Annotated in this window: 23 protein-coding genes and 1 other annotated feature; of the genes, 7 read left to right on the forward strand and 16 right to left on the reverse strand. The window is 45.0% G+C overall.

Annotated elements, in window-relative coordinates:
• Window positions 1-8: 8 nt before the first annotated feature.
• A complete protein-coding gene (locus tag BLW49_RS00855) occupies window positions 9-650 on the reverse strand; it encodes a hypothetical protein (RefSeq protein ID WP_256209524.1) in 642 nt (213 codons plus the stop codon).
• Between the two features lie 203 nt (window positions 651-853).
• Between BLW49_RS00855 and BLW49_RS00860 the strand changes: the two genes are divergently transcribed.
• Window positions 854-1,042 (forward strand): hypothetical protein, encoded by a 189-nt coding sequence (locus BLW49_RS00860; protein WP_090722636.1) that lies wholly within the window; start codon window positions 854-856, stop codon window positions 1,040-1,042.
• Window positions 1,043-1,129: 87 nt separating this feature from the next.
• Here the strand turns inward: BLW49_RS00860 and BLW49_RS00865 are convergent, their stop codons facing one another.
• The 3 genes from BLW49_RS00865 to BLW49_RS00875 all read right to left on the reverse strand — a co-directional run bounded on the left by BLW49_RS00865 (window position 1,130) and on the right by BLW49_RS00875 (window position 4,503).
• A complete protein-coding gene (locus BLW49_RS00865) occupies window positions 1,130-2,950 on the reverse strand; it encodes an ABC transporter substrate-binding protein (protein ID WP_143042054.1) in 1,821 nt (606 codons plus the stop codon).
• A 170-nt stretch (window positions 2,951-3,120) separates the two neighbouring features.
• On the reverse strand, window positions 3,121-3,837 hold the full coding sequence (locus tag BLW49_RS00870; RefSeq protein WP_047914004.1) for a 3-ketoacyl-ACP reductase: 717 nt from the start codon (window positions 3,835-3,837) through the stop codon (window positions 3,121-3,123).
• 75 nt (window positions 3,838-3,912) lie between these two features.
• Window positions 3,913-4,503, reverse strand: a complete 591-nt coding sequence (locus tag BLW49_RS00875; protein ID WP_047914005.1) for an MSMEG_1061 family FMN-dependent PPOX-type flavoprotein — start codon at window positions 4,501-4,503, stop codon at window positions 3,913-3,915.
• 191 nt (window positions 4,504-4,694) lie between these two features.
• Between BLW49_RS00875 and BLW49_RS00880 the strand changes: the two genes are divergently transcribed.
• From BLW49_RS00880 to BLW49_RS00895, 4 genes are all read left to right on the forward strand, one after another.
• On the forward strand, window positions 4,695-5,531 hold the full coding sequence (locus BLW49_RS00880; protein ID WP_047914006.1) for a TrmB family transcriptional regulator: 837 nt from the start codon (window positions 4,695-4,697) through the stop codon (window positions 5,529-5,531).
• On the forward strand, window positions 5,528-6,256 hold the full coding sequence (locus BLW49_RS00885; RefSeq protein WP_090722638.1) for an AzlC family ABC transporter permease: 729 nt from the start codon (window positions 5,528-5,530) through the stop codon (window positions 6,254-6,256). The genes BLW49_RS00880 and BLW49_RS00885 overlap by 4 nt, the downstream gene beginning before the upstream one ends.
• Window positions 6,253-6,576 (forward strand): AzlD domain-containing protein, encoded by a 324-nt coding sequence (locus BLW49_RS00890; protein ID WP_090722640.1) that lies wholly within the window; start codon window positions 6,253-6,255, stop codon window positions 6,574-6,576. The genes BLW49_RS00885 and BLW49_RS00890 overlap by 4 nt, the downstream gene beginning before the upstream one ends.
• Window positions 6,577-6,676: 100 nt before the next feature.
• Window positions 6,677-7,078, forward strand: a complete 402-nt coding sequence (locus tag BLW49_RS00895; protein WP_076310924.1) for a secondary thiamine-phosphate synthase enzyme YjbQ — start codon at window positions 6,677-6,679, stop codon at window positions 7,076-7,078.
• Between the two features lie 144 nt (window positions 7,079-7,222).
• On the opposite strand, the gene BLW49_RS00900 is transcribed toward BLW49_RS00895, so the two are convergent.
• The 7 genes from BLW49_RS00900 to BLW49_RS00930 all read right to left on the reverse strand — a co-directional run bounded on the left by BLW49_RS00900 (window position 7,223) and on the right by BLW49_RS00930 (window position 14,059).
• Window positions 7,223-7,645 (reverse strand): hypothetical protein, encoded by a 423-nt coding sequence (locus BLW49_RS00900; protein ID WP_090722641.1) that lies wholly within the window; start codon window positions 7,643-7,645, stop codon window positions 7,223-7,225.
• 110 nt (window positions 7,646-7,755) lie between these two features.
• Window positions 7,756-8,310 (reverse strand): hypothetical protein, encoded by a 555-nt coding sequence (locus BLW49_RS00905; RefSeq protein WP_090722643.1) that lies wholly within the window; start codon window positions 8,308-8,310, stop codon window positions 7,756-7,758.
• Window positions 8,311-8,442: 132 nt separating this feature from the next.
• Window positions 8,443-8,883 carry a MarR family winged helix-turn-helix transcriptional regulator gene (locus tag BLW49_RS00910; protein WP_076310927.1) on the reverse strand — a complete coding sequence of 147 codons (441 nt, stop codon included), beginning with the start codon at window positions 8,881-8,883 and terminating at the stop codon, window positions 8,443-8,445.
• Between the two features lie 120 nt (window positions 8,884-9,003).
• A complete protein-coding gene (locus BLW49_RS00915; protein ID WP_090722644.1) occupies window positions 9,004-10,035 on the reverse strand; it encodes an NADH:flavin oxidoreductase/NADH oxidase in 1,032 nt (343 codons plus the stop codon).
• A 232-nt stretch (window positions 10,036-10,267) separates the two neighbouring features.
• Window positions 10,268-11,950, reverse strand: a complete 1,683-nt coding sequence (locus BLW49_RS00920; protein ID WP_090722645.1) for a glutamine--tRNA ligase/YqeY domain fusion protein — start codon at window positions 11,948-11,950, stop codon at window positions 10,268-10,270.
• Window positions 11,951-12,038: 88 nt separating this feature from the next.
• Window positions 12,039-12,309: a binding site (T-box leader), on the reverse strand.
• Between the two features lie 53 nt (window positions 12,310-12,362).
• On the reverse strand, window positions 12,363-13,175 hold the full coding sequence (locus BLW49_RS00925) for a class I SAM-dependent methyltransferase (RefSeq protein ID WP_256209525.1): 813 nt from the start codon (window positions 13,173-13,175) through the stop codon (window positions 12,363-12,365).
• A gap of 107 nt (window positions 13,176-13,282) precedes the next feature.
• Window positions 13,283-14,059 carry a hypothetical protein gene (locus tag BLW49_RS00930; RefSeq protein WP_090722647.1) on the reverse strand — a complete coding sequence of 259 codons (777 nt, stop codon included), beginning with the start codon at window positions 14,057-14,059 and terminating at the stop codon, window positions 13,283-13,285.
• Between the two features lie 362 nt (window positions 14,060-14,421).
• Here BLW49_RS00930 and BLW49_RS00935 point away from each other — a divergent pair, with 362 nt between their 5' ends.
• Entirely contained in the window at window positions 14,422-15,177 is a 756-nt protein-coding gene (locus BLW49_RS00935; RefSeq protein ID WP_076310931.1) for a DeoR/GlpR family DNA-binding transcription regulator, read from the forward strand.
• Between the two features lie 58 nt (window positions 15,178-15,235).
• Here the strand turns inward: BLW49_RS00935 and BLW49_RS00940 are convergent, their stop codons facing one another.
• The 4 genes from BLW49_RS00940 to BLW49_RS00955 all read right to left on the reverse strand — a co-directional run bounded on the left by BLW49_RS00940 (window position 15,236) and on the right by BLW49_RS00955 (window position 20,567).
• Entirely contained in the window at window positions 15,236-16,804 is a 1,569-nt protein-coding gene (locus tag BLW49_RS00940; protein ID WP_090722648.1) for a YcdB/YcdC domain-containing protein, read from the reverse strand.
• 130 nt (window positions 16,805-16,934) lie between these two features.
• A complete protein-coding gene (locus tag BLW49_RS00945) occupies window positions 16,935-18,125 on the reverse strand; it encodes an MFS transporter (protein ID WP_090722654.1) in 1,191 nt (396 codons plus the stop codon).
• 36 nt (window positions 18,126-18,161) lie between these two features.
• Window positions 18,162-18,608, reverse strand: coding sequence for a MarR family winged helix-turn-helix transcriptional regulator (locus BLW49_RS00950; RefSeq protein WP_076310934.1), 447 nt, complete (start codon window positions 18,606-18,608; stop codon window positions 18,162-18,164).
• Window positions 18,609-18,809: 201 nt separating this feature from the next.
• Entirely contained in the window at window positions 18,810-20,567 is a 1,758-nt protein-coding gene (locus BLW49_RS00955) for a glycoside hydrolase family 2 protein (protein ID WP_256209526.1), read from the reverse strand.
• Window positions 20,568-20,741: 174 nt separating this feature from the next.
• On the opposite strand from BLW49_RS00955, the gene BLW49_RS00960 reads away from it, so the two are divergent.
• On the forward strand, window positions 20,742-21,644 hold the full coding sequence (locus BLW49_RS00960) for an ArsR/SmtB family transcription factor (protein ID WP_090722660.1): 903 nt from the start codon (window positions 20,742-20,744) through the stop codon (window positions 21,642-21,644).
• 228 nt (window positions 21,645-21,872) lie between these two features.
• On the opposite strand, the gene BLW49_RS00965 is transcribed toward BLW49_RS00960, so the two are convergent.
• The gene (locus BLW49_RS00965) at window positions 21,873-22,067 is read right to left on the reverse strand and encodes an MbtH family protein (protein WP_076310937.1); all 195 of its coding nucleotides are present in this window, start codon (window positions 22,065-22,067) and stop codon (window positions 21,873-21,875) included.
• Window positions 22,068-22,074 lie beyond the last annotated feature (7 nt).

Below are 22,074 nucleotides of genomic sequence, written 5' to 3' on the forward strand. Positions count from 1 at the left end.
TTATAACGTTAAGAAATTAACAGTGCCGCTATGGAGCCTAAGATTAACAAGTAAGACAACGCCAGCCTTGTAGCGGTGAGGAATGTATAATGACCCGCTCTTTTTTCAAGCAATCGATACACCATAGATCGGACCACCGGGATACTGTATACGATCCCTCTTATACATCCAAAAGCACATCCCGCTGCAACACTTGCCCACCAAGGTGTTGTGAATAATGAGACAAAGACATAAGTGTGAAACAATACGCCTGCCTGTAATGTGATGAAGCCAAGCCCTAATATATTTCCCCACAAGGCCGCGGTGCGGTAATCCGCCTTGCTGATCCACGATGAAGGCACGATAAAATTACCCGAGGGCAGAATTGCCGATTTGTTGAACATCTCGAGCAGCAGTACGATAACAAACCATGTGATTAGAATAGGCTCGGAATAAGCAGAGAGCGTCGTCAAGCCAATGACTGCATTCAGCCCGCTGATGATTAGTCCGGTCGCCGTCCCGCCTGCCATGCAAGAGATAATGTAAATGAATGCATACTTCATTTTGCTCCCCTTCGTATGCTCAAGACTCCCAAGTACGTTAAGTCCACAGGTTGTATCTACACTGGCAATCGCCGAACCTATGGCAAACAGGAACAGAATTATTAGCACAATAGGAGTTCTCTCCTCCCTTCAAATGCTCTTTGCGCCCCATCTAGTTCAGCATATGAATCATTAACGTGATTTATTTCTTAATTCAAGAATGTAGCCTATAAGCTGAACGGTTAAAAGGTGAAGTCTTTGCTGTAAGGTTTACACTTTTTAGCAGCGAAGCACAGCCTCATAATAAAGACATCAAGAAGGAGGTCTTTATTATGAATGATTACACACAACACAAGCTGCACGAATACCAGCAGCAGATTTGGGAACATGAGGATCGACTAGGGATTCTAAGAGCTTATTCAAGCAGCAGAGCAAAGAGAAGAAGGCTTCATAATTCACACTTCCGATTTTTTAATCGGAGTCTGTTATATGGTTTCTTTCGGAAGCGCCGGTCACGATAACCATCATCCGCTTGAATAATGAACGATTGTATGTAATCAACTCAAAAAGAGCAGGTCTGCTATGATGCAGCCTGCTCTTTTTATTGGTTAAGATTTCCATATTTCTTTAAAATCAATCCATCCGAGTGAATTAATAGCTACGCCTTTAAAGGAAGCATCGGATTGGATTTGGAAGCTGGAATGATTAAGAAACAGAACTTGAGCTTCTCTTCTCAAATATTCCTCAATCTCTTCGAGTATGGCCATTCGTTCATCGGCCCATCTGCAAGCCAGCGCATGATCGATTCGCTCATGTACCCATTCCGTAATACCGGGGTCCAGTAATTCTTTTACATAGCTGCCGTGCTGCTCATAATTCTCAATCAGGCACACCTCTTCACCCGGAAACACGACGGAATGAATGATACAGTCCAGTTCTTCTACTAAATGATCAGCAAGAATATTCGTCATATCCCTGGCAACGACAATCACCTTAATATTTAGATCAGCAAGTCTGGATTGAACCCATTCTGCGTCACGCAAATGCAGTCCATAGCTGCCAATGACGACCGTTGATCCGTCGTAACCCGATTCCTTCAATAACTGTCTGGCATGCAGTTCATCCACAACATGAGCTTGCCTTGCATAGCGGTTGTCCGCAAGAAAGGAGTGTGCCGGATGGGAGCGATGTTCTCCTAAATCCTCTATCATTCTTACTCTATCCAAATACAGGTTAACCGCTTGACGAAACTTAGCGTTATGCTGACTCCCCTCTTTTGTCATATTCCAGGTAAGAAGTCCGGTACAGTAATGCTCGGAAGCAATCTGATCAAACGACTTCGTGTCCTGCGAATTTGAAGTATCCTCAGCAGCACCAGTGTCCATCTCATTCTCAGCAGTCACACGGTTCAGACAGCTCCATTTTCTGGACGAGCCTCCGATCAATCCCGCCTCCTCCGGCAACGTAGCCACGATGACGCTGTCCAAGTATGGCCGACCTTGATAGTAATAAGGAAAAGCGTTCATCGTGAAGCAGCATTCCGTCCATTCTGCAAATTGAAACGGTCCTGTTCCAACCGGATGCTCCCAATACTTTTCTTCAGAGAGTCCTGCATAGTCCTTTGGCAGAATCGACATGGATACCGCTGTCACAAATCGGAGAAAAATCCAGTTCGGACGATAAAATACGAAGCGAATGGTATGCGATGAAGGCGCCTCGATCTGCTTCAGAGACCGGAGAATCCAGCTGTTTCTTCGATCTGAGGCAAGCCGCTCCATCGTAAAGCGGACATCTTCAGAGGTTAACTTTGCTCCATTATGAAACAAGACACCCTTTCTAAGATGGAACGTCCACTCTGTAGCATCTTCATTGGATTCCCAGTGGTGCGCCAGTGCCGGAATAAACCGCTTTGTATTGATATCATAGATCACAAGCCGGTCAAAGAGCTGTTGTATCATATGTGCGGACAGGCTGCAGAAGCAATCGGCAGGGTCCATGGTATGGATGGGCCGATAGATCGGGATTCTTAGTACATCATTGGTTTCGCTGCCCGTTTTGTGTTCTTTTTCAAGTCCAAAATACCCGTCCAGCCAAACAGAAAACTGATCTATTGAATTCCCTTCACCATGAGTATGGAGCAGCTCGAAGGCGGGTTTAAATTGTCCTCTCTCCGCAAGATCTTTAGCCATCGTGAGCAGTATTTCTTCCCGATCAACAAGGAATGTAAGCCTTGAACGATTTCCCCTGCCTCTGCCTGATACGAAGCTGATCCAGCCTTGTTCAGTCATTTTTCGTATAACCAATTTCGCATTTCTCGTTGTACAGAACAGAATCTCAGCGATTCGCTCAACCGTAACCTCAATCGGGATATCGCCTGCTCCCTTGTTATGAAGCTTCTGATTTAGTGTTAGATATTGCTCATACAGCATGATCACTCACCCCCTCCTTCGGTCAGAGAGTTACCTATCCATATATTGTACTCCGTCGTAGGGAGCTTAGGAATTATTTTTTTCATCATAAAAAAACCATCCGCAATTGATTGCGAATGGTTTCTCTTATCGTTAATATGTGATTAATACACAGCTGCTCTATACCAACCTTATGGGTTAGTTGACCACATGCCGGCTGATTTAATGAAGATGCGTGAATTCAGCTTCAGCTGTGCCAGCATATACTCAGCAAGATCTTCTGGCTGCATTACTTTCTCCGGGTTGCCATCTGTCAGGTTCAGTTCTACCGCCATATCGGTTGCAACTGTGCTCGGAGTAAGGGCGCTCACACGAATATTGTGTTTTCTCGCTTCGAGCATCAGAGATTCTGTCATCGCCAGTACTGCCGCCTTCGATGCACTGTAAGCGCTGGATACTGGAGAGCCCTTCTGTCCTGCGGTAGAGGATATATTGATGATGTCACCACTGTTGCGCTCAATCATTTGCGGTAATACCGCTCTGGTTACATAATAAACGCCCAGGACGTTCACTTTAATAATTTGCTCCCACTCTTCTGGCTCAAGCGCAAGGAACCCGCCAAATTTGCCGATACCGGCGTTGTTGATCAGAATATCAATGGGTCCCAGTTCATTCGTAATGTGTTCCACCGCTTGATTCACAGATGCAAGATCAGCCACATCGGCGCTTGCTAGTGATACTCGAACTCCATATTCAGTCAGCTCAGCAGCTACCTTCTCAAGGTTCTCAATACTTCTTCCAATCAGTCCAACATGAATACCTTCCTTGGCAAAATAAATGGCGGTTGTGCGGCCAATTCCTCTTCCGGCTCCCGTAATGAGCGCAGTTTTACCTCTTAGATCCTGCATGCAGCTCCACTCCTTTATCTGTATCTCAATTTTATGTAAGCGACAGTCTACTCCATTATAGCTTTTTCCGCTCCCTTATTTCCAGCCATTGATCGCCAGATGTGCCTTGAACATCTCGCTCGTATTCGGGTGCTCTTCCTTGGGAATCCATTGATCCTGGCTCCAGAGACCTGCCTGCTTAAAAGCCCGCGGACAATGCACGAAGCATTCTTCAACCTCAACAACAACGGCAAGCCCCGTCGTTTTGCCGTCCCAGCCTTGAGATGCAATAAACTCCTCATTTCTCGTAATGACCGCTCGTCCGTTAATTCGAAGGACATCGTTGGAGCCAGGAATGACGACAATCATGCCAACCTGTGGATTCTCAATGATGTTTTGCAGCGAATCCGCTCTGCGATTACCCGGGCGATCTGGGAAGGCCAGATGCTTCTCGTCCAATATCTTCACAAATCCTGGCTCGTCTCCACGCGGGGAGACGTCTGTCTTGCGCTCCAAGCTGGAGGTAGCCAGAAAAAAGATCGAGGATTTGGACACATAATCCCGAATGGTCTCATCAATTACACTGATCGACTTCTTCACAATTGCTTCATGTGGCTGATCTATGTTCTCTCTCAGCTGTTCAGCAGAGGTAATTTGATCCTTCGTCCATATCGGCTCGTTGTTCATAACGTCCCCTTTCGCTTCCTCGGTATGTAATGTTTTTGTTTCCTTTTATTATAGACTCTACAACAGAGTCACTTCAAACCCATTTCAAGTGCAGCAGAGAAGAACCTGAAAATATATTGACAATACTCCATACCTTACCTATAGTGATTGGTACACTAACTACTATCAAATCAAAGGAGACAACTGACCTTATGGACGAAGAAATCTATCGATCCCTTCAAAAATTGGGCTACTCCGCCTATGAATGCAAGGCATATATCGGTCTATTAAAGCATTCACCTATTACAGGCTACGAAATCAGTAAACGTACCGGTGTACCGAGATCAATGATTTATGAAGTGCTTGGAAAGCTGCTGGATAAAGGAGCTGTTCACACGGTACCCAGTGATCCAGTAACCTATGCTCCGCTGCCAGCGAGAGAACTCATCCATCGGACTCGCAGTGAATTTGAGCAATCCTTTCGGTATCTCGAAACGAAGCTCACCGCTCTGGAAGGAGAACGAGAGGTAGATGTCATCCATCGTATTCACAGTGATGCACATGTCATTGCCGAGATGAACTCGATGATCAAGCAGGCTGAAGAAGAACTGTGGTTCTCCATATGGGAGAACGAATTTTTATATATACAGGATGAAGCAATGATCAGGCAGGAGCAGAAGCTCCCTATTTACGCCATCGTATTTGGTCCCGATCAGATGAAGCTCGGGTTTACAACCCATCACAATTACATGTCTCCTCAGGTGGCAGAAGAACGCATGGGCGGCAGACTAACGATTATTGCCAGAGATAATAAGGAAGTGCTGATCGCTAATTTCTCACCGGGGTCAACCGCGTGGGCTATCAAGACAGAAGATCCTGCTCTCGTCCTCGTTGCCATGGAATACATCCGCCACGATATTATGTTCTCCGAGCTTGTTAAGGAAGTCGGTTCCGATAAGGCAGAAGCATTATGGAGAGGACACAAGGATCTGTATCATGTTGTAACCGGCAAATGGGCAGGGAATCAAACGGAGGATTTGGAGAAATGAGCATTCAAGCTAGAAGCAATATCCCCATGCCTAAAGATCAGAATTCATTTCTGCAAGGCGTCAAAGATTGTGTTCCCACCCTGCTGGGTTATATGAGTATTGGCTTTGCCTTCGGAATTGTAGGCGTATCATCGGGGCTCAGTATACTCGAGATTGCTCTTATGTCCATTCTTGTCTATGCCGGCTCTGCTCAGTTCATTATTTGTGCACTGCTCGTTGTGAACACGCCGGCTTCAGCCATTATTTTAACTACTTTCATTGTAAATCTAAGACATTTTCTGCTTAGCCTGACGATCGCTCCCTATCTGACGAGATATTCGATCTCCAAAAATATCGGGTTCGGTGCACTCCTTACCGACGAAACGTTCGGGGTAGCAGCAAATCGTATTGCAGAACAGGGCTCTCTATCAGGAAAGTGGATGAATGGACTTAATCTGACGGCTTATTTATGCTGGATTGCAGCGTGTACCCTCGGGGGAATATCAGGACAGTGGATCGCAAATCCGGAAGCTCTAGGACTCGACTTCGCTCTTGTTGCTATGTTTGCCGCTCTGCTCGTCCTGCAGCTCCATAGTACCGAGAGATCCAAGCTGAAGCATCGCCTATCCCTCGTTCTATATATGGTCATCTGCATGATCGTGCTCTCTTATCTCGTACCGTCCCATGTGGCCGTATTACTCTCCACCATCCTTGTAGCAACGATCGGGGTGGTGACTGAGCGATGAATACTAGTATGACGATGATTTGGCTGTTCGTGGGATGTGCACTTGTTACACTGCTTCCGCGGATCATACCTTTCATTTTTGTTCGAAGTGTCCGTATGCCAGATGTTGTACTGAAGTGGCTCTCGTATATTCCAATCTGTATTTTGTCTGCCCTCGTTGTTGAGAGCATGATAACAGAGACTAATGATCAGATTACAATCGATTGGAGCACCGTCATTGCTCTTGTTCCTACGCTTGTAGTTGCGGTATGGACCAAAAGCTTGTCTGCAACGGTGATTGTCGGTGTTGTATGCATGGCCGTCCTTAGACTATTTTTCTAAGTGATTAACCCGATTGCGTCCTCCATAGTGCACTTGTTGCACTCATATGAGACAAGGGTACAATATGAAGGAGTAGAATATTGATGGTTGGAGGGATTCGATGCTGCAAAAATTGGCACTGAAAACATTCAGTAGAGATGAGATGCGGGATGTTACGGATGAAGTGAGGGCTGCTGTGGCGAAGAGTGGTATAACCGAAGGGATTGCGATTATTTATTGTCCTCATACTACTGCCGGGATCACCATTAATGAAAATGCCGATCCCGATGTCAAGCACGATGTGCTGCTAAGGCTTGATGAAGTATATCCGTGGAATCATCCCAAATACTTGCATGCCGAAGGAAATACGGCTTCTCACTTGAAGGCAATCACGACGGGAACGTCCCAAACGGTAATTGTCCAAAATGGAAGACTGGTGCTCGGCCGCTGGCAGGGTATTTACTTCTGTGAATTTGACGGTCCCCGAGATCGAGAATACTATGTGAAGATCATGGAAGGCTGACCTAGAAACATCAAAACCGGCTTAGGAATTTGACATTCCAAGCCGGTTTTTGCTGCTCTTTTGAATAAACTAATCCATCTACAAAGGCATTCATTACGCTGTAAATCATCTGCCCTGAATTACTCAGCCCTACTTCTAATGTTATTAATCCGAGTACAGCTGTCCATTGAACGTTTCCGGACCTACCCGAATGGTCCCAAGCAAGTTGGCAGTGACAAACGCAGAATAAGTAAGCTGTGGCTGAATCGGCGGATTAAAATCCGTAGCTGTGAAATTAATAATTTGCGGTGCAAGCAAGCTTAAATCAAAGGTTGAAGTAGCTGAATAAACGACAGGATCGGTTGCTAGAGTACCTCTGACTACCGTTATTGTAATACCAGCTAGCGCCAGCGGAAGCTGCAATGCAATGGTTCCACTGAATACTACACGCGGGTTTGTGCCGACACCTGCTGTCTGTAAGCCAATCTGTCCGAACAGCTGCGGCGTTCCAATGACTAGAATCGGTATAGCTATCGAGTTGGATGTGCTCGCATTTTGAGAAGTTCTTGAATCGATGAACTGAGCCATTTTTCACTACCTCCTGACAAGAATCGTTAACATATCCTATGTCAGCAGATCATAATTCAGTACTTTTACGGTAACAGCCCGAGCATACTTCGTTGTCTAATTCACATCTACTACGGTGAGATGGGCTCACCCTTCTCATTATAATATTGGAAGGAGTAGCTGTACTTATCTGCTTCAGCCAAGTCAATCCAGAGCGCGGATTGTTGACCGGTCTGAATCTCCTGAGGAATGACTTCATTATTCACACGAAGCGCAAGCTTCGCAGCCTGATTCTGTTCGCTCGTCATAATCATGAACTTCGGTGGATGATCCTCTTTTGGTAAACCTCTAATGAGAAAGGCTTGGATATTAGGATTACCTCCTGTCTGCATCACAACCAGACCGTAATTCCCTTCCTCATTTTTGGTAAACTGTACGTACCCAGGCTTGTTATCAAAATAAAATCCCACGATTCGATTATTATCAAAATCAGCTATGTCAACGATCTTGATTTCACTGGACTCTAACCCTTTAGTTGACTTAATGGCTTCAATGATGGAAGCTTCATCATTCCCATAAATAACAGGATCCTTCTGTACATGATTAAACATAAATACAGCTGACAGGAGGATTATTCCTGCTGCTAGAAATCCAATACCCCGCCTTGCTTTCCTATTCTTGAGCATATATATGGCCCCTTCTCTTTAAAACATGTCATTTATTTGAACGCTTGGTTTATGTAAATGTTGCGTTCTGCCCGCAAAAAAACAAGCCAGGAAGGTAAGTAAGCTGCCTTCTTGGCTTGCATTCGTACTTCATTATTGGTTATCCTGCTTAACACGAAGCAGAGATTCGAGCAGCCCTTTTAGATCCGTATCTGGTAAAGCCTTGATTAGTACTTCATTAAAGGTATGAAATGCTTGGTTCACTTTCTCCTGGCCGATATCTGTAAGTGAAGTATACACACTTCTCCGGTCTTCTTCACATGCTGATCTTCTCAGTGCACCGCATCCTTTGGCCTCAAAGCGGGCCACAAATCTAGACATGGCACTCTGGCTAAGTCCTACCATCGACTCCAGCTGCTGCAGCTTCAGTCTTTTTAGCGGGGCTTGAGATAAGAAGTACAACATATAAAATTCATTTAATGACAGATCATGTTTAGCCTGCAGTGACTGATCAAGCAAATTCTCTATATTCATTTGGATGTGAGTCAGTGATAACCAGCTCGTTATAAGGTCATGCTCTTGATTCATGTCCATAAGTAATTCCCCTCAGCTTCATAAGATGAATCTCTAACAATAATCCTACTACTCATCATCTCATTATAACAAACAACTTCAGATTACAGAAGTTCGATTCATCCTGAAGTAGCAGAGGGATTAGCTTAACCGGAATCCGCCTGCGTATTGTCTTGGTACATCCGTCCGCTTGCGCAGAGATTCTGCAGCAGTTAAAGGCCAGTACGGATTCTTAAGCATCCCTCTGCCTACAGCGACCAGATCAGCATCCTCATTGCCGATAACGGAATTGGCTAATGCCGGCTCATCCAGTCTCCCTACAGCAATAACCGGAACATTCAAGCCCTGCTTGATTTCTCTGGCAAGCGGCACCTGATAAGCTGTATGAGTGCCTGGTCGTCCATCCGCACCAATAGGGCCTTCTCCTCCAGAGCTCACATGGAACATGTCAACGCCTGCTTCTTTGTAGGCCTTGCTAAATTCAAGGCTTTCCTTGATGCCATATCCGCCCTTCACATATTCTTTAGCGGAGATCCGCATAATGAGCGGCATATCCTCCGGCATTTCACTCTTCGCAGCACGAATAATCTCCACGCCGAATTTCGTTAGGTCCTGACCATATTCATCCGTTCTTCTGTTCGTGAGCGGAGAGTGGAATTGATGGATCAGGTAGCCGTGTGCACCGTGAAGCTCGATAACATCCATACCGGCCTGTACGGCACGGCGAACAGCAAGTCTAAATTTTTCCACCATTCCCTTCACTTCCTCAGTAGAAAGTTCACGCGGAGTCTTGGATTGTTCATCAAAAGCAATAGGTGAAGGAGCAACCGGCACTTCTGCATCCTCCGCTTTACGACCGGCATGGGCGATCTGAATACCCACTTTTGCACCATATTTGTGCGCATCTTCTACAATACGTGCCAATGGAGCAACCTGTTCGTCTGACCACAGGCCGAGATCATAATCACTAATTCTTCCGTCGGGTTCTACATCTGTCATCTCAATGATGATTAGTCCGGTACCGCCAATGGCACGACTGACATAATGCGTATGATGCCAATCATTCGCTACGCCATCTTTTTTGGCAACCGAATATTGACACATCGGAGGCATAACGATCCTATTCTTAAGCTCAAGACCTTTAAGTTTATACTCGCTGAACATATCAATCATGTAACGTATCTCTCCTTTTAATATCGAGGTTTTAACTAAGCTAAAAAGCTTCATCAGTTAAATAAAAGTGATGCATGCACATGCATGTATGTTAACCGATTCCAATTGCTGTGTCAATGATATGTGCTGCGATCATTGAGATATTTGAAGTCCCTCTCAGCACAGCTGAATGCTGGGAAGGACTTTATCTTTATTATGGATCTTATATAACAGCGTATTCACCAAACTGATGTCAGTCGTGATGTTTCTTCCAACCATCCTTCAAGGAAACGGTCCGATTGAAGACGAGGCCTGCTGATTCAGGAGATTTGGGATCTGCACTGAAATAACCATGCCGTATAAATTGATATGTCGCGTCTTGAAGTGCCGATGTGATCATCGGTTCAATCCATGCATTCATCACTGTCATGGAATGGGGATTAACCAGATCTTCCCAATGATTATCCGATTCCGCAATAACCGCGTCCTCTTTAAGCAAATGGTCATATAATCGGACTTCTGCTTTCTCCGCATGTGTTGCGGAGACCCAGTGAATGGTCGATTTCACTTTTCGTCCATTGTATCCAGTTCCGCTCTTGGTTTCAGGGTCGTACGTACAGTGAAGCTCCACAATTTCCCCGGTAACCGGATCGTTTATGACAGATTCGCATCGGATATAATATGCCCCTTTTAACCGTACCTCTTGTCCGGGAGATAATCTAAAATATCCTTTCGCTGGGTGCTGCATAAAATCTTCTCTCTCAATATATAGCTCTCGGGAAAAAGGAACCTCCCGCTCTCCGAAATGCTCATTTGTTTCATTGTTTTTGATGGGAAGCATCTCTACCTCACCTTCAGGATAATTCGTGATAACCACTTTGAGTGGATCTAGTACAGCCATGACATTGATCGCTTTGCCCTTCAAATCCTGACGAATGAAATGATCCAGCATCGCCGATTCTACGGTGCTGTTCTGACGCAGCATGCCCACCTCGGTCATAAACTGAAAAATACTCTCAGGAGACACCCCCTTCCTGCGATAAGCCATCAGAGTTGGAAGCCTTGGATCATCCCAGCCATCAACGAATCCGCCTTCCACCAGTTCTCTTAAATACCGTTTGCTCGTCACTTGACCCGTAAGATTCAATCGTCCAAACTCTCTTTGCTTAGGAGGCTCCGGTATTTCCAGCTCCTGCAGCACCCACTCATACAACGGGCGATGCTCCTTGAACTCTGCCGAGCACAGCGAATGGGTAATCCCTTCGATTGCATCTTGTATCGGATGGGCAAAATCATACGTCGGGTAAATACACCACTGTGTCCCTGTACGGTAATGTGGAGCATGAATAATCCGATACAATACCGGATCTCTTAAGGTGATATTGGGCGAGGACATCTCTATCTTCGCACGAAGCACCTTGGCTCCGCTCTCAAATTCCCCCTTCCTCATTTGCTCAAACAAATATATGTTTTCTTCTACTGAACGCTCCCGATATGGACTATTCTTGCCTGGCTCTCTAAGCGTGCCTCTGTATTCTGTCAGTTGTTCTGGACTCAGATCACATACGTATGCCTTTCCTCTACGGATCAAGGTAACCGCTGCCTCATAGATGCAATCAGAATAATCCGAGCCAAAATAAACCTTTGGCGTCAGTCCAAGCCAGCGGAGATCCTCCTCAATCGCTTGAACATATTTCAAATCTTCCTTGAGCGGGTTCGTATCGTCAAAACGGAGATTAAATACACCGTCAAAATGCTTCGCAATCGACGAATTGACATGAATTGCATACGCACTTCCGATATGCAGATAACCATTTGGCTCTGGAGGAAACCGCGTGTTAATTGTTCTGTTATAGAGCCCTTCCTCCACATCTTGCTGAATCAGACTGGTTAAAAAATCACTTGCAGCTTCCCTCTTGTGCTCTGCTTCTTTCATTGTACATTGCCTCCTCCGGATTGAAACCATTTCGTAACTTCATCAACAGGTGAATAAAACAAAAAAATCCCGCCTCCAAGACATCTGTCTTGGGGACGAGATTTGATCAACCGTGCTGCCACCCCTGCTTCATGAATACATCACTGTATCCACCTCTTCAAGTACGGCATAATGCCTTGGCATTATACTTATACTCTAGCTCTATAACAGGAGCTCCTGTCACACCATCGCCTTCAATCCCTGGTTCCGATGTGCTGCTCAGAGGCTTGTTTCAATGACAGACTTCCTGCTCCTTCTCAGCTTCCGGAGCTCTCTGATGAGGAATTCTGTTCATTTACTCTTCTCTTCATCGCGTTTATTCATCCATTAATTTTTATAATAGTATCACTTAGAATACCGAATGTAAACCAGATCAATTCATGTCTAATTCCTTTTCTTTCTGACATACATAGATGAGTTCCGGTTTGCTGTCCACAGGCGGGTTCTCTTCCCAGTCCCCGTAGAGCTCAATCACTCGGAATCCGTGTCGGGCGAGCAGCCGCTCCATTTCCATCGGGTACGTGTACCGCAGCTGGATCGTCGTTCTAAGCTCGTTCTCAATCGTCAGGTCATCCTGTTTCATTTTCCGAACAATAATATAATTCTGTACTTGAGTCAGTGCATCATAATGACTAGTCGTATATACATCCACTTGTTTTCCGTCATCCGTTACATAGGTTCTCCAGTACTCTTCCTCAGCAGCCTGCAGCAGCTCTTCCGCACTCGGAAACCGGGTGTTGAATATGAATACACCGCCTGACTTCAAATGAGCAGCTACAGACCGCAGTAGCTTATCCTGCGCTTCATTCGTCAGAAAATGCTGGAAGGCGTTACCCACCATATAAATCATGGAGCTCTTCATATCCAATTCCAGCTCTTCACAATTCTGTAGTTCGAAACGGATGTCCGTGTGCTCTTCCTCTGCCTTCAGCTTGGCTCTCTCCAGCATCCCTTCGTGTAAGTCTACACCAATAACGGAATAGCCTTTCTCAGCGAGAGGAATAGCCGTACGTCCTGTACCACAGGCTAGATCAATAAGAGTGCCTCCCATTAAAGATGCCCATTTCTCAATAAATGCAAAATCACCATCAAATTCGTCATTCTCCATGTCATACATTGTTGGATCATTATACTCTTCCAAATTCGGTGAATGCGTATGATTACTTAAGCTCTTCTTCATGTCCATATTCAGCTTCCTCTTTTTAACCCATTTTTAATATTGGAATGAATTGCAAAATACTGACATTAGAATAACGTTTTTTGATGGTGATTTCAAATGTACTCCACTAGGCTCTACAACAACAGCTGAGTCAGCACATGGATGCACTGGTCCAGCACCAATCTGGTCTCCGTACGCTGTGCGTGGTCGATTAGCGTAATTGGCATAAGCCCTGTCTCTGTCTCTGCTTCATTCGATTGGACCGATTCGATTCGAATTGCGTATCTCAGCGTGAGCTCATTCATGATCTCGTTCGGGTATATGGTTCTGGCAGCGATACCCGCCCCCTCAAGCTCAGCCGCCGCTCTGGACGCAGCTTCACTCCACTGAGGAGCAGCCATCACCGAGATCAGCTGAGCCTGTTCTGCTCGATTCGCCACTACCTGTTCCACTCTCAACTTCTCTATAGCCTTAAGGTCAATGTTTAATTTCACCGCGGAATCCGAAGCGTTCGAAACGTACACAGACCGGGCAAGCAAGCTCTCACCTGTATCGTTAAGTATAGAGAAGATCACCATTTCTTCATCACTGCTTTGAATGTCTGCTGTAGAATCCGTTACAAGAAGATGCGCGATTCCTGTTTTCTCGAAGATTATTTCAGCTTCTTCAGCTGAGAGTTCCGCTCTACGAAGCCACCCCGTATTCCACTCCAGCTGAACAGGTATACCTAAGTGATCAAACAAATTGAGAGCAGCAACAAGCAGCTGTGCTTCTGCTTCATATCCCGCTTGTTTCGATATAGTGAGTGAGCAGGAATGCTCCTTGAATCCTAATTTTTCCATTTCCTCTTCTATAGACGTTTGTCGTTCATTGCTTTGATTGGTTAATTCATTCCATTTCATCGATTGCATGTGTTTCACCGTCTCCCTTCATTTGGCAAAAATAAAAAACGCGCCGGACCCCATTGGTCCTGCGCGTTTCATCTATGCCGCAGGGGGGCCGAACGCGAAATGCGTTAGCCCACCTGTTAATGACGTATCAGGTGTGCTAACGCAGATTAAAATGATAATATTGTTGTAAGTGAGATAACCTCATAAATTTCAATCTCCTTCAACATGACAAATTTAAGTTGTCATTGATTATATACGAAGCATCCGAGGTCTGCAACATATATTTAGAGACCATTTATGTACTTTCAAGAGCTTATTGTCTTATAATGAATTCTAGTAACCAGTCAGGGACCATGCATTACAGCATGGGGAAAGGAGTCCATATGCTTGCAGCAGAAAGACGTCAATACATTATGGACATTGCACAGAATGATAAACGTGTGCTGGTGTCAGAGCTCAGCCAGAAGTTTAATGTAACAGAAGAAACCATACGACGTGATCTGGAGAAGCTGGAGAAGGAAGGAATTTTGACCCGTACATATGGCGGAGCCATTATTAATAAACATACGAATGAGGACCTGCCTTTTGTGACTCGGCAGCGGGCCAATCTGGAGATCAAGCAAGCAATCGCCCGTAAGGCGTTGAATTATATACACGACGGAGAAACATTAATGATGGACCCCAGCTCCAGCTCCATGGAGCTCACGAAACTGCTTAAGCACCGAAGCAATTTGACTATTATCACAAATTCGGCTCTCTCTATGCATGAGCTGGCAAGCACAGGACACCAGATGATTTCAACCGGGGGTACCCTGCGTGCATCCTCGATGTCTTTGACAGGCACGGTTGCACAGGACACTGTCCGCAAATATCACGTGGACAAGCTTATCTTGAGCTGCAAAGCTCTCTCGCTGAATAAAGGAATCATGGACTCCAATGAGCCGGAAAGTGAACTTAAGCGAACAATGCTTCAGCAGGCAGCTAAAGTGATTTTGCTCGCGGATCACACCAAATTTGATAAGACCGCCTTTGTCCAATTAGCCAGCTTCTCAAATATTGACATGCTCATCACTGACCAAGAGCCTGCTCCGGAATGGATTCAGCTTCTGCAGGATCAGGAGATTGAGCTTGTATATTAGAACGTCAATCCGCCAGTACCTAAGAATCATAATTCCGGCACTGGCGGACCTTTTTATCTTATTCTTTTCTATAGATCCATTCACCTGAGTTCGCATCTATATATACAGAACGTGAATGCAGTAGCCCTGCCTCGCTCTTATACCTCACCACAGGTTCATATACAAGCTTGTATTCCTTCTCTCCCGTAGACGCCGTATGTAAGAACCATTTCAGCTGTACATCCATCTTCTGGCTATATCTTTGATACGCTGCCTCTGCCGTAAGCTTCGGTTGATGCTCCAAGGACATTAACTCCGTTATCAAATGTGGACTTAACCCCCGGTAGCTGCTAATTCGTCCATTGCTTGTATTCACAACGACCATAACTTGCTCGTAAGCAACCGGAATACCAGACATAAATAAAGGGTAGAAGAAAAATTGCTTTTTTCTCGGCTCCTCATTCTCCAGGCCGCTATCCATTTCTCTTTGCAAAAAAGCCCCATACTCTGGAAAAACGTCTGCGAGAAACCGCTCGGCGATCTCCCTGCAAGCTGACCTGCTAAGCGTCTCCTGCGCTGTCTCCGTATCCCCTTCCTGTTCAGTTGCATGAAATGATAGAAGACGGCTTGTATTTTTATCGATTGCAAGCTTGCACGAATAAAGCATCCGGTCGAATATATTTCCCCATTTTCGTTTAACGTAGGCTTCTGCCTGAAGCGGGTTTGATACTTGATTACCGTATTGATCCATGTCCTTATTCTGGTTCCTTAATGTATATAAACAGCGGATCTCTCCTTCTTCTTCCTTCATTTCTTCCCGCTCAAAAATGGAGAAATCTATCCCTAAACGTTCCTCCCACTTCTTCAGCACGGAATCTATTGAATCAGACACAGTCTCGAATTGAAGTTTCAGTTCAGCGAAGGATTCATCACCTGCTTGTACCATAGGCTCACTTCTAGGCAATCTGAAATGATCTTTATCGAATAGATCCTCACCCGTAATTGCACAGATGATTTGTCGTTCAGGAACCGTGGTGTATACAAGTCTAAATGCGGAGACTGAACCTTGGTAATCATATAGCGTGGAATAAAAATGTTGGATTCTTAGCTCCATGTCAACTGTGCTCAACAGGTTTGCTCTAATCATGTCGGGTTCGATCACCTCATGCGGCCATTGAGGGAGTGATCCGGAATTAGGCTTATGACCTTCAAATCTAAATCTGAATAATTCCATGTCTCTGGTAAAAATGAACTCGCAACCCGTATGAGGGAGTGGAAGACCTCCGATCTGCAGTCTATAATCCACCTTCACTTTATCCTCTATATATTTCATTTCGTAGAACATATAACGATCCGGTTCTTGTAAGTACTGCTCCAACATTTTCTGCGCCCTATCCCTTATACTTCTATCAGAAGGTGAGCTTATCGAAGAGAGTTCTGCTTCTCTGTAAATTTGCAGTCTCAAGAGTTCCTTGCTGTGAAGATCCAAATCGATCTCAATGGTTTCCTCTGCATTGTCAGGATTCTCCCACACAAATACGCGTTGCAGCGGATTCTCCTTCGGTAAACTATCTTCCATGACCAATGCGTAATGCCCCGGTGGCTCAGCATACTTCTCAGCAAGCCTGCGCATATGATCGTAGTCCACTTATCATTCCCCCTTTATTCGATTGTACAAAAAATCATGAAAAAAAACAGACCGTCCCGACATGAATCGGAACGATCTGTTCTGCATAGCTCTACACCCGTTCTACACCAGGACTCGCATCAACCGCGCATCAGCCTCTAATCCTTACATCTCGTCTTGCCCGAAGTGCAAGGATAAAGCACAGGAATAAAATAAGGCTTGCTGATATATACGGAAAGTTAATATTGATATCAAATAGGAATCCGGCGATCGCCGGTCCGAGTACGTTACCCATACTCGTAAATGCCGAGTTAAGTCCAGCAATATAGCCCTGCTGCTCCATTGCCATCTTGGACATCTGGGTACTCAGCGTCGGTCTCAATATATCCATGGATAAAAATACGATAAAAGTAACGACGAGGATGAGCCAGTAGTTGTGCACGAACAGCGTCAAGATAATGAACAGTCCGGCAGCAAACAAACAGACGGCTACCACGTTCTTCTCTCCGAATTTATTTAGAATCCAGCTAAAGATCGTGACCTGCACCACTGCACCAGCTATTGAGCCAAATGTAATAATAATGGCAATATCCCGTGTCGTAAATCCAAACTTCTCATCGACGAACAAGCTGAATACCGTTTCATAATTGGCAAGTCCAAACGAAGCAACGAACACAATAATGAGTGCCAGGAAGTAGGGCTCACGATAAGAATAGCGCAGTTGAGTGAACAGACGTTGACTCGGAAGCTTTACGACCTCCTCCTCATTCTCCGTGCTGCGCTTGGATTCAGGCAGAACCAGCAGCGTAATGACCGCTGCCACCACACCTGCTGCAGCTGCTGCATAGAAAGGAACCCGGACACCATATTCGGCCAGAAATCCACCAATCCCTGGACCAATAATAAATCCGGTCGTTATGGCCGCATTAATATATCCCATTCCCTTGGCCCGCTCTTCACCAGAAGTAACATCCGCCGTGTAGGCCATGACAGCAGGCATAATCAATGCAGCCCCAATACCTCCCAGAAATCTGGCGAGAAAGAGAAATAATGCCGTATTCGACATTCCAAACATAAGCTCAGATATGGCAAAAATGATCATCCCAATAATAATAATTTTCTTGCGTCCAAGTGCATCGGACATCCTGCCTGCTAGCGGCGAGAACAAGAACTGGGTCATTGAAAAGGCGGCTACGAGCAGCCCAACAATGCTTCCGGTCATGGATAGCTCCTTCATGAAGGTCGGCATGACCGGAACGACGAGTCCTATTCCTGTGAAAACGATAAATATATTAAGCATCAACAGGAGAATCGCTCCCCTGTTTCTTAACATCAGTGACATGTGTCTTAAGTCCTCCGTCTATATTTCATCTGTAGATTACATCTCTAGTTTGCTCTTCTTAATAATCCTATTGATCTCTTCCATCGTTTCTGTCATTTGAATCAGTTTGGGCAGATCAATCTTTGAGTAATATTTGTCAATCATCACCCGGTCAATATCAGCCAGCTTGGCAATAAAGGATTCTCCTCTCTCCGCAAGCACGATAAAGGATTCTCTTCGGTTATCCGGGTTCACCCTCTTCAGTATCATCTCTTCCTGCTCGAGCTTGGTCAGCACCTGACTGACGGCACTTTTGGTAATATCAAAAGCATGCGAGATTTCGCTCGTTGTAATTCGCTCATGCTTGGATATGTAAATGAGAATGACTTCCTGCTGAGAAGTCAGGTGATAATCATCTAAATCCTTCACTTCTTTTGTAATTAAAACATTAAACTCATCGAGCACCTGATTCATCCGTGTAACCACCTGGATATAATCGTTCATGTATTTAATATCAGCCCCTTTGCGGAGGATTTGGCTAACTTCCTCTTATGATTAAAAATTAACGTCACCGGTACAGTTTAGTTCAGTTAACTAAACTGTACTAAACCAATATAGAGACACTTTAGAAGCTTGTCAATGAATATTGATGTTATCGTACTATAAACCGGATGATCACGATGGATCATCCGGTTATCACACTTGCTACGCTTTTCCCAGCACAATAGCTTTAATCGTCTCCAGAGGCAGCTTAGGTACCCGATCATAGGTAAGTAGTCCATTGATCTCTTGCTCCACATCCGTAAGCTGTGTATAACAGAAGCCCTGCACTACACTTGAACGATGCAGCGGATCAATGACAGCCTGAAGGCGGGCCGCATAATCATCATCATTTTCTGCACCAGAGTATCCCCAGCCCTCCCACTCACTTTTCTTATATGCAATGCCTCCAAATTCACTGATTAGAACGGGCTGTCCTTCATAAGGGAATCCCGTTACCGCCAGCTCCCGATTAGAAGGTCTTGAAGCCAGTACATGATCGATGGTCCGATAACGCTCTTCCAATACTTCTTTACGCCATTCGTAATCATGAATATTAAACAGATCCGTCTTCGTCATTTCCCAGCCGTCATTGGAGACAACCGGTCTCGTCGGATCCAGAGATTTGGTCAGATAATACATCGCCAGCGCATGATATTGCTGCTGCTTATCTACCCATATATTCGGGACCCCCCAGCTCTCATTCAAAGGAACCCAGCCAATGATTGAAGGGTGATTATAGTCTCTCTCGATCGATTCCTGCCATTCCTTCGTAAATCGCTCTACGTATTGCTCTGAGAATTCATAAGCATTCGCCGCTTCACTATAGACGAGAAGTCCAAGCTTGTCGCACCAGTATAGGTATCTTGGATCTTCCAGCTTCTGATGCTTCCGTGCGCCGTTGAAGCCCATGACTTTGGTTAATTCAACATCCTGTTTAATCGCAGCATCGCTTGGAGGCGTAAGATTTCCATCAGGAAAGTAGCCTTGGTCCAGAACCAATCGTTGAAAGTACGGCCTGTTGTTCAGACACAGCTGTCCGTTCTCTATTGAAATCTTCCTCATTCCGAAGTAGCTCTCCACCTGATCTAATACGCTTCCATCCTGAAGCAGCTCGAAGGTCACATCGTACAAATTCGGATTCTCCGGTGTCCACCATCCGCCTAATCCATGATCATTAAAGTCATGAAGCTGTATGGATCTGGTTTCACTGGCTGCAGTGACAAGGCACTGATCCTCTGCAATCAGCTTGCCTTTGAATTCGATACGAGTCTTGAGGTATTGCCGTGTCTTCGTCTCATAACCTTCGATAAACGCTTTGATCTCAATCTGCTTCCGATCAATATCCGGGGTCATACGTACTTTGGCAATGTAAGAAGAAGCTACTGGCTCCAGCCAAACCGTCTGCCAAATGCCGGTGGTACGTGTATAAAAAATGCTCGCTGAATCCTGCAGCCAATACTGTTTCCCACGCGGAAGCGTTACATCTGTGCTGTAATCCTGTGCACGAACGACCACTTCATTCTTCCCATCTTGTATAAAAGGTGTAATATCTGCGCTAAACGGTGTATGTCCTCCGGAGTGTGTCATCGCCAAATTTCCGTTAACCCACACAGAAGCCTCATAATCCACGGCGCCGAAATGCAAAATGATGCGTTTCCCTTTATACTTTTCAGGCACCTGAAATGACCTGCGATACCATACTAGATCATAAAAATCGGGCTCAGCTATTCCGCTCAGCTTGCTCTGATAAGCAAATGGAACCTGAATCCGCTTGGAGTACTCTTCCTGCCTCTGCCACCACTGATCCTGGTCACCCTTCCCGTGATCATCAAATTCAAACTCCCATTCTCCATTAAGATTGAGCCATTCCTTACGTACGAACTGAGGTCTTGGATAATCATTTCTATAAACTTCTGACATGGTCTCTGCCTCCATTTTGTTAATTTAAAAATTAATTTAAATAATCTGAAGGAAACTTTATACATGCAAAATTATGCACCCAATGTATGAAAACGTCAACAATAAGTTGAATGATTAACTTTTAAGTTATATAATCTCATACAAAACGATATCGATGTAAAGGATAAACGACAAATGAATATTCGTGTAACTTCAGAGCATTTTCATTTTCTTGAAGCGTTTACTTCTGAGACCAGAGTTAAGATAATTGAAATACTGAATGAAAAGCCTAGAAATATTAAAGATATGGCCGCTGAGCTGTCGCTATCGTCAGCGATGATCACCAAGCATATTCAGAAGCTTGAAGAGGCCGGAATTGTGGGTACCGAAAGCTTGTCCGGAGCACGTGGCAGGCAGAAGATATGCCGGCTTATCCAGGACTCAGTCACCCTGCAGTTCACCTCACCGGTTAGTACAGATCGCAGCGGTTACTCGGTCAGTATTCCTATAGGCCAATATACTCGCTATCAAGTCAACCCAACCTGTGGGCTGGCCTCCGAGAGCGGCCTTATAGGTATGATGGACGATCCGCGCTATTTTGCCGATCCTGAACATGTAAAAGCGAAGCATTTATGGTTTGGCAGCGGTTATGTTGAATATTCCATTCCCAATTATTTAGTAGGAGATCAAGTGATCAAGAGCCTCAGTATCACACTTGAGATTTGTTCGGAAGCCCCTGGATATAATGAAGACTGGCCATCAGATATTACTTTTTATATTAACGATACCGAGCTTGGCACTTGGACTTGTCCTGGAGACTACGGTCATGCGCCTGGTGTATTCACTCCTGGATGGTGGACGCTCGGAACACAACACGGCTTGTTAAAAACCTTGATGCTCCGAGCAGAAGGAACCTTCCTGGATGGGATTCGGCTGTCTGATCGGACTGCAAAGCAGCTAAATGTTAGAAAAGGAGATGACATCCGTCTTCGGATCGAGTGCAAATCGAGCTCCGAGCACCCCGGCGGAATCAGTTTGTTCGGATCCGGATTTGGCAATTACAATCAGGATATTGATATTCATGTCTTATATGAGTGACAAATAAGCAGCAGAGCCTATGATTGTTCATCATAAAGCCCTGCTGCTTTTTCGATGTTGCTTATAATTTAAGATGGTTTATATCTTGTTTTACGCAGAAATCTTGTTTTGTCATTAAGTTCTATTGCAGTGTCTTTCGTTTTCTCTTTCTGATTGGTCTCTCCACTTCGTTTCTATCTATTATCTTATCTTTCTATTCATTCTACTATCTCACACTTTTAGCTCCGTTTATCGGAGGCTCTTGGGACGCATATCTGTCCAATGTACTTCGATATAATTCTGGCATGCCAGCTTATTATCTGTACCATACACGATCGTCCACCCTGGCGGCACATCGATCGTTTCCGGCCACATGGAGTACTGCTCCTCATCGTTGATCAGCACAACAAAGCTGCCATTTTCATTGTCAAAAGGATTTGCCATGATTCTT

This window comes from Paenibacillus sp. PDC88 (assembly GCF_900106725.1).
Taxonomy (GTDB): domain Bacteria; phylum Bacillota; class Bacilli; order Paenibacillales; family Paenibacillaceae; genus Paenibacillus; species Paenibacillus shunpengii.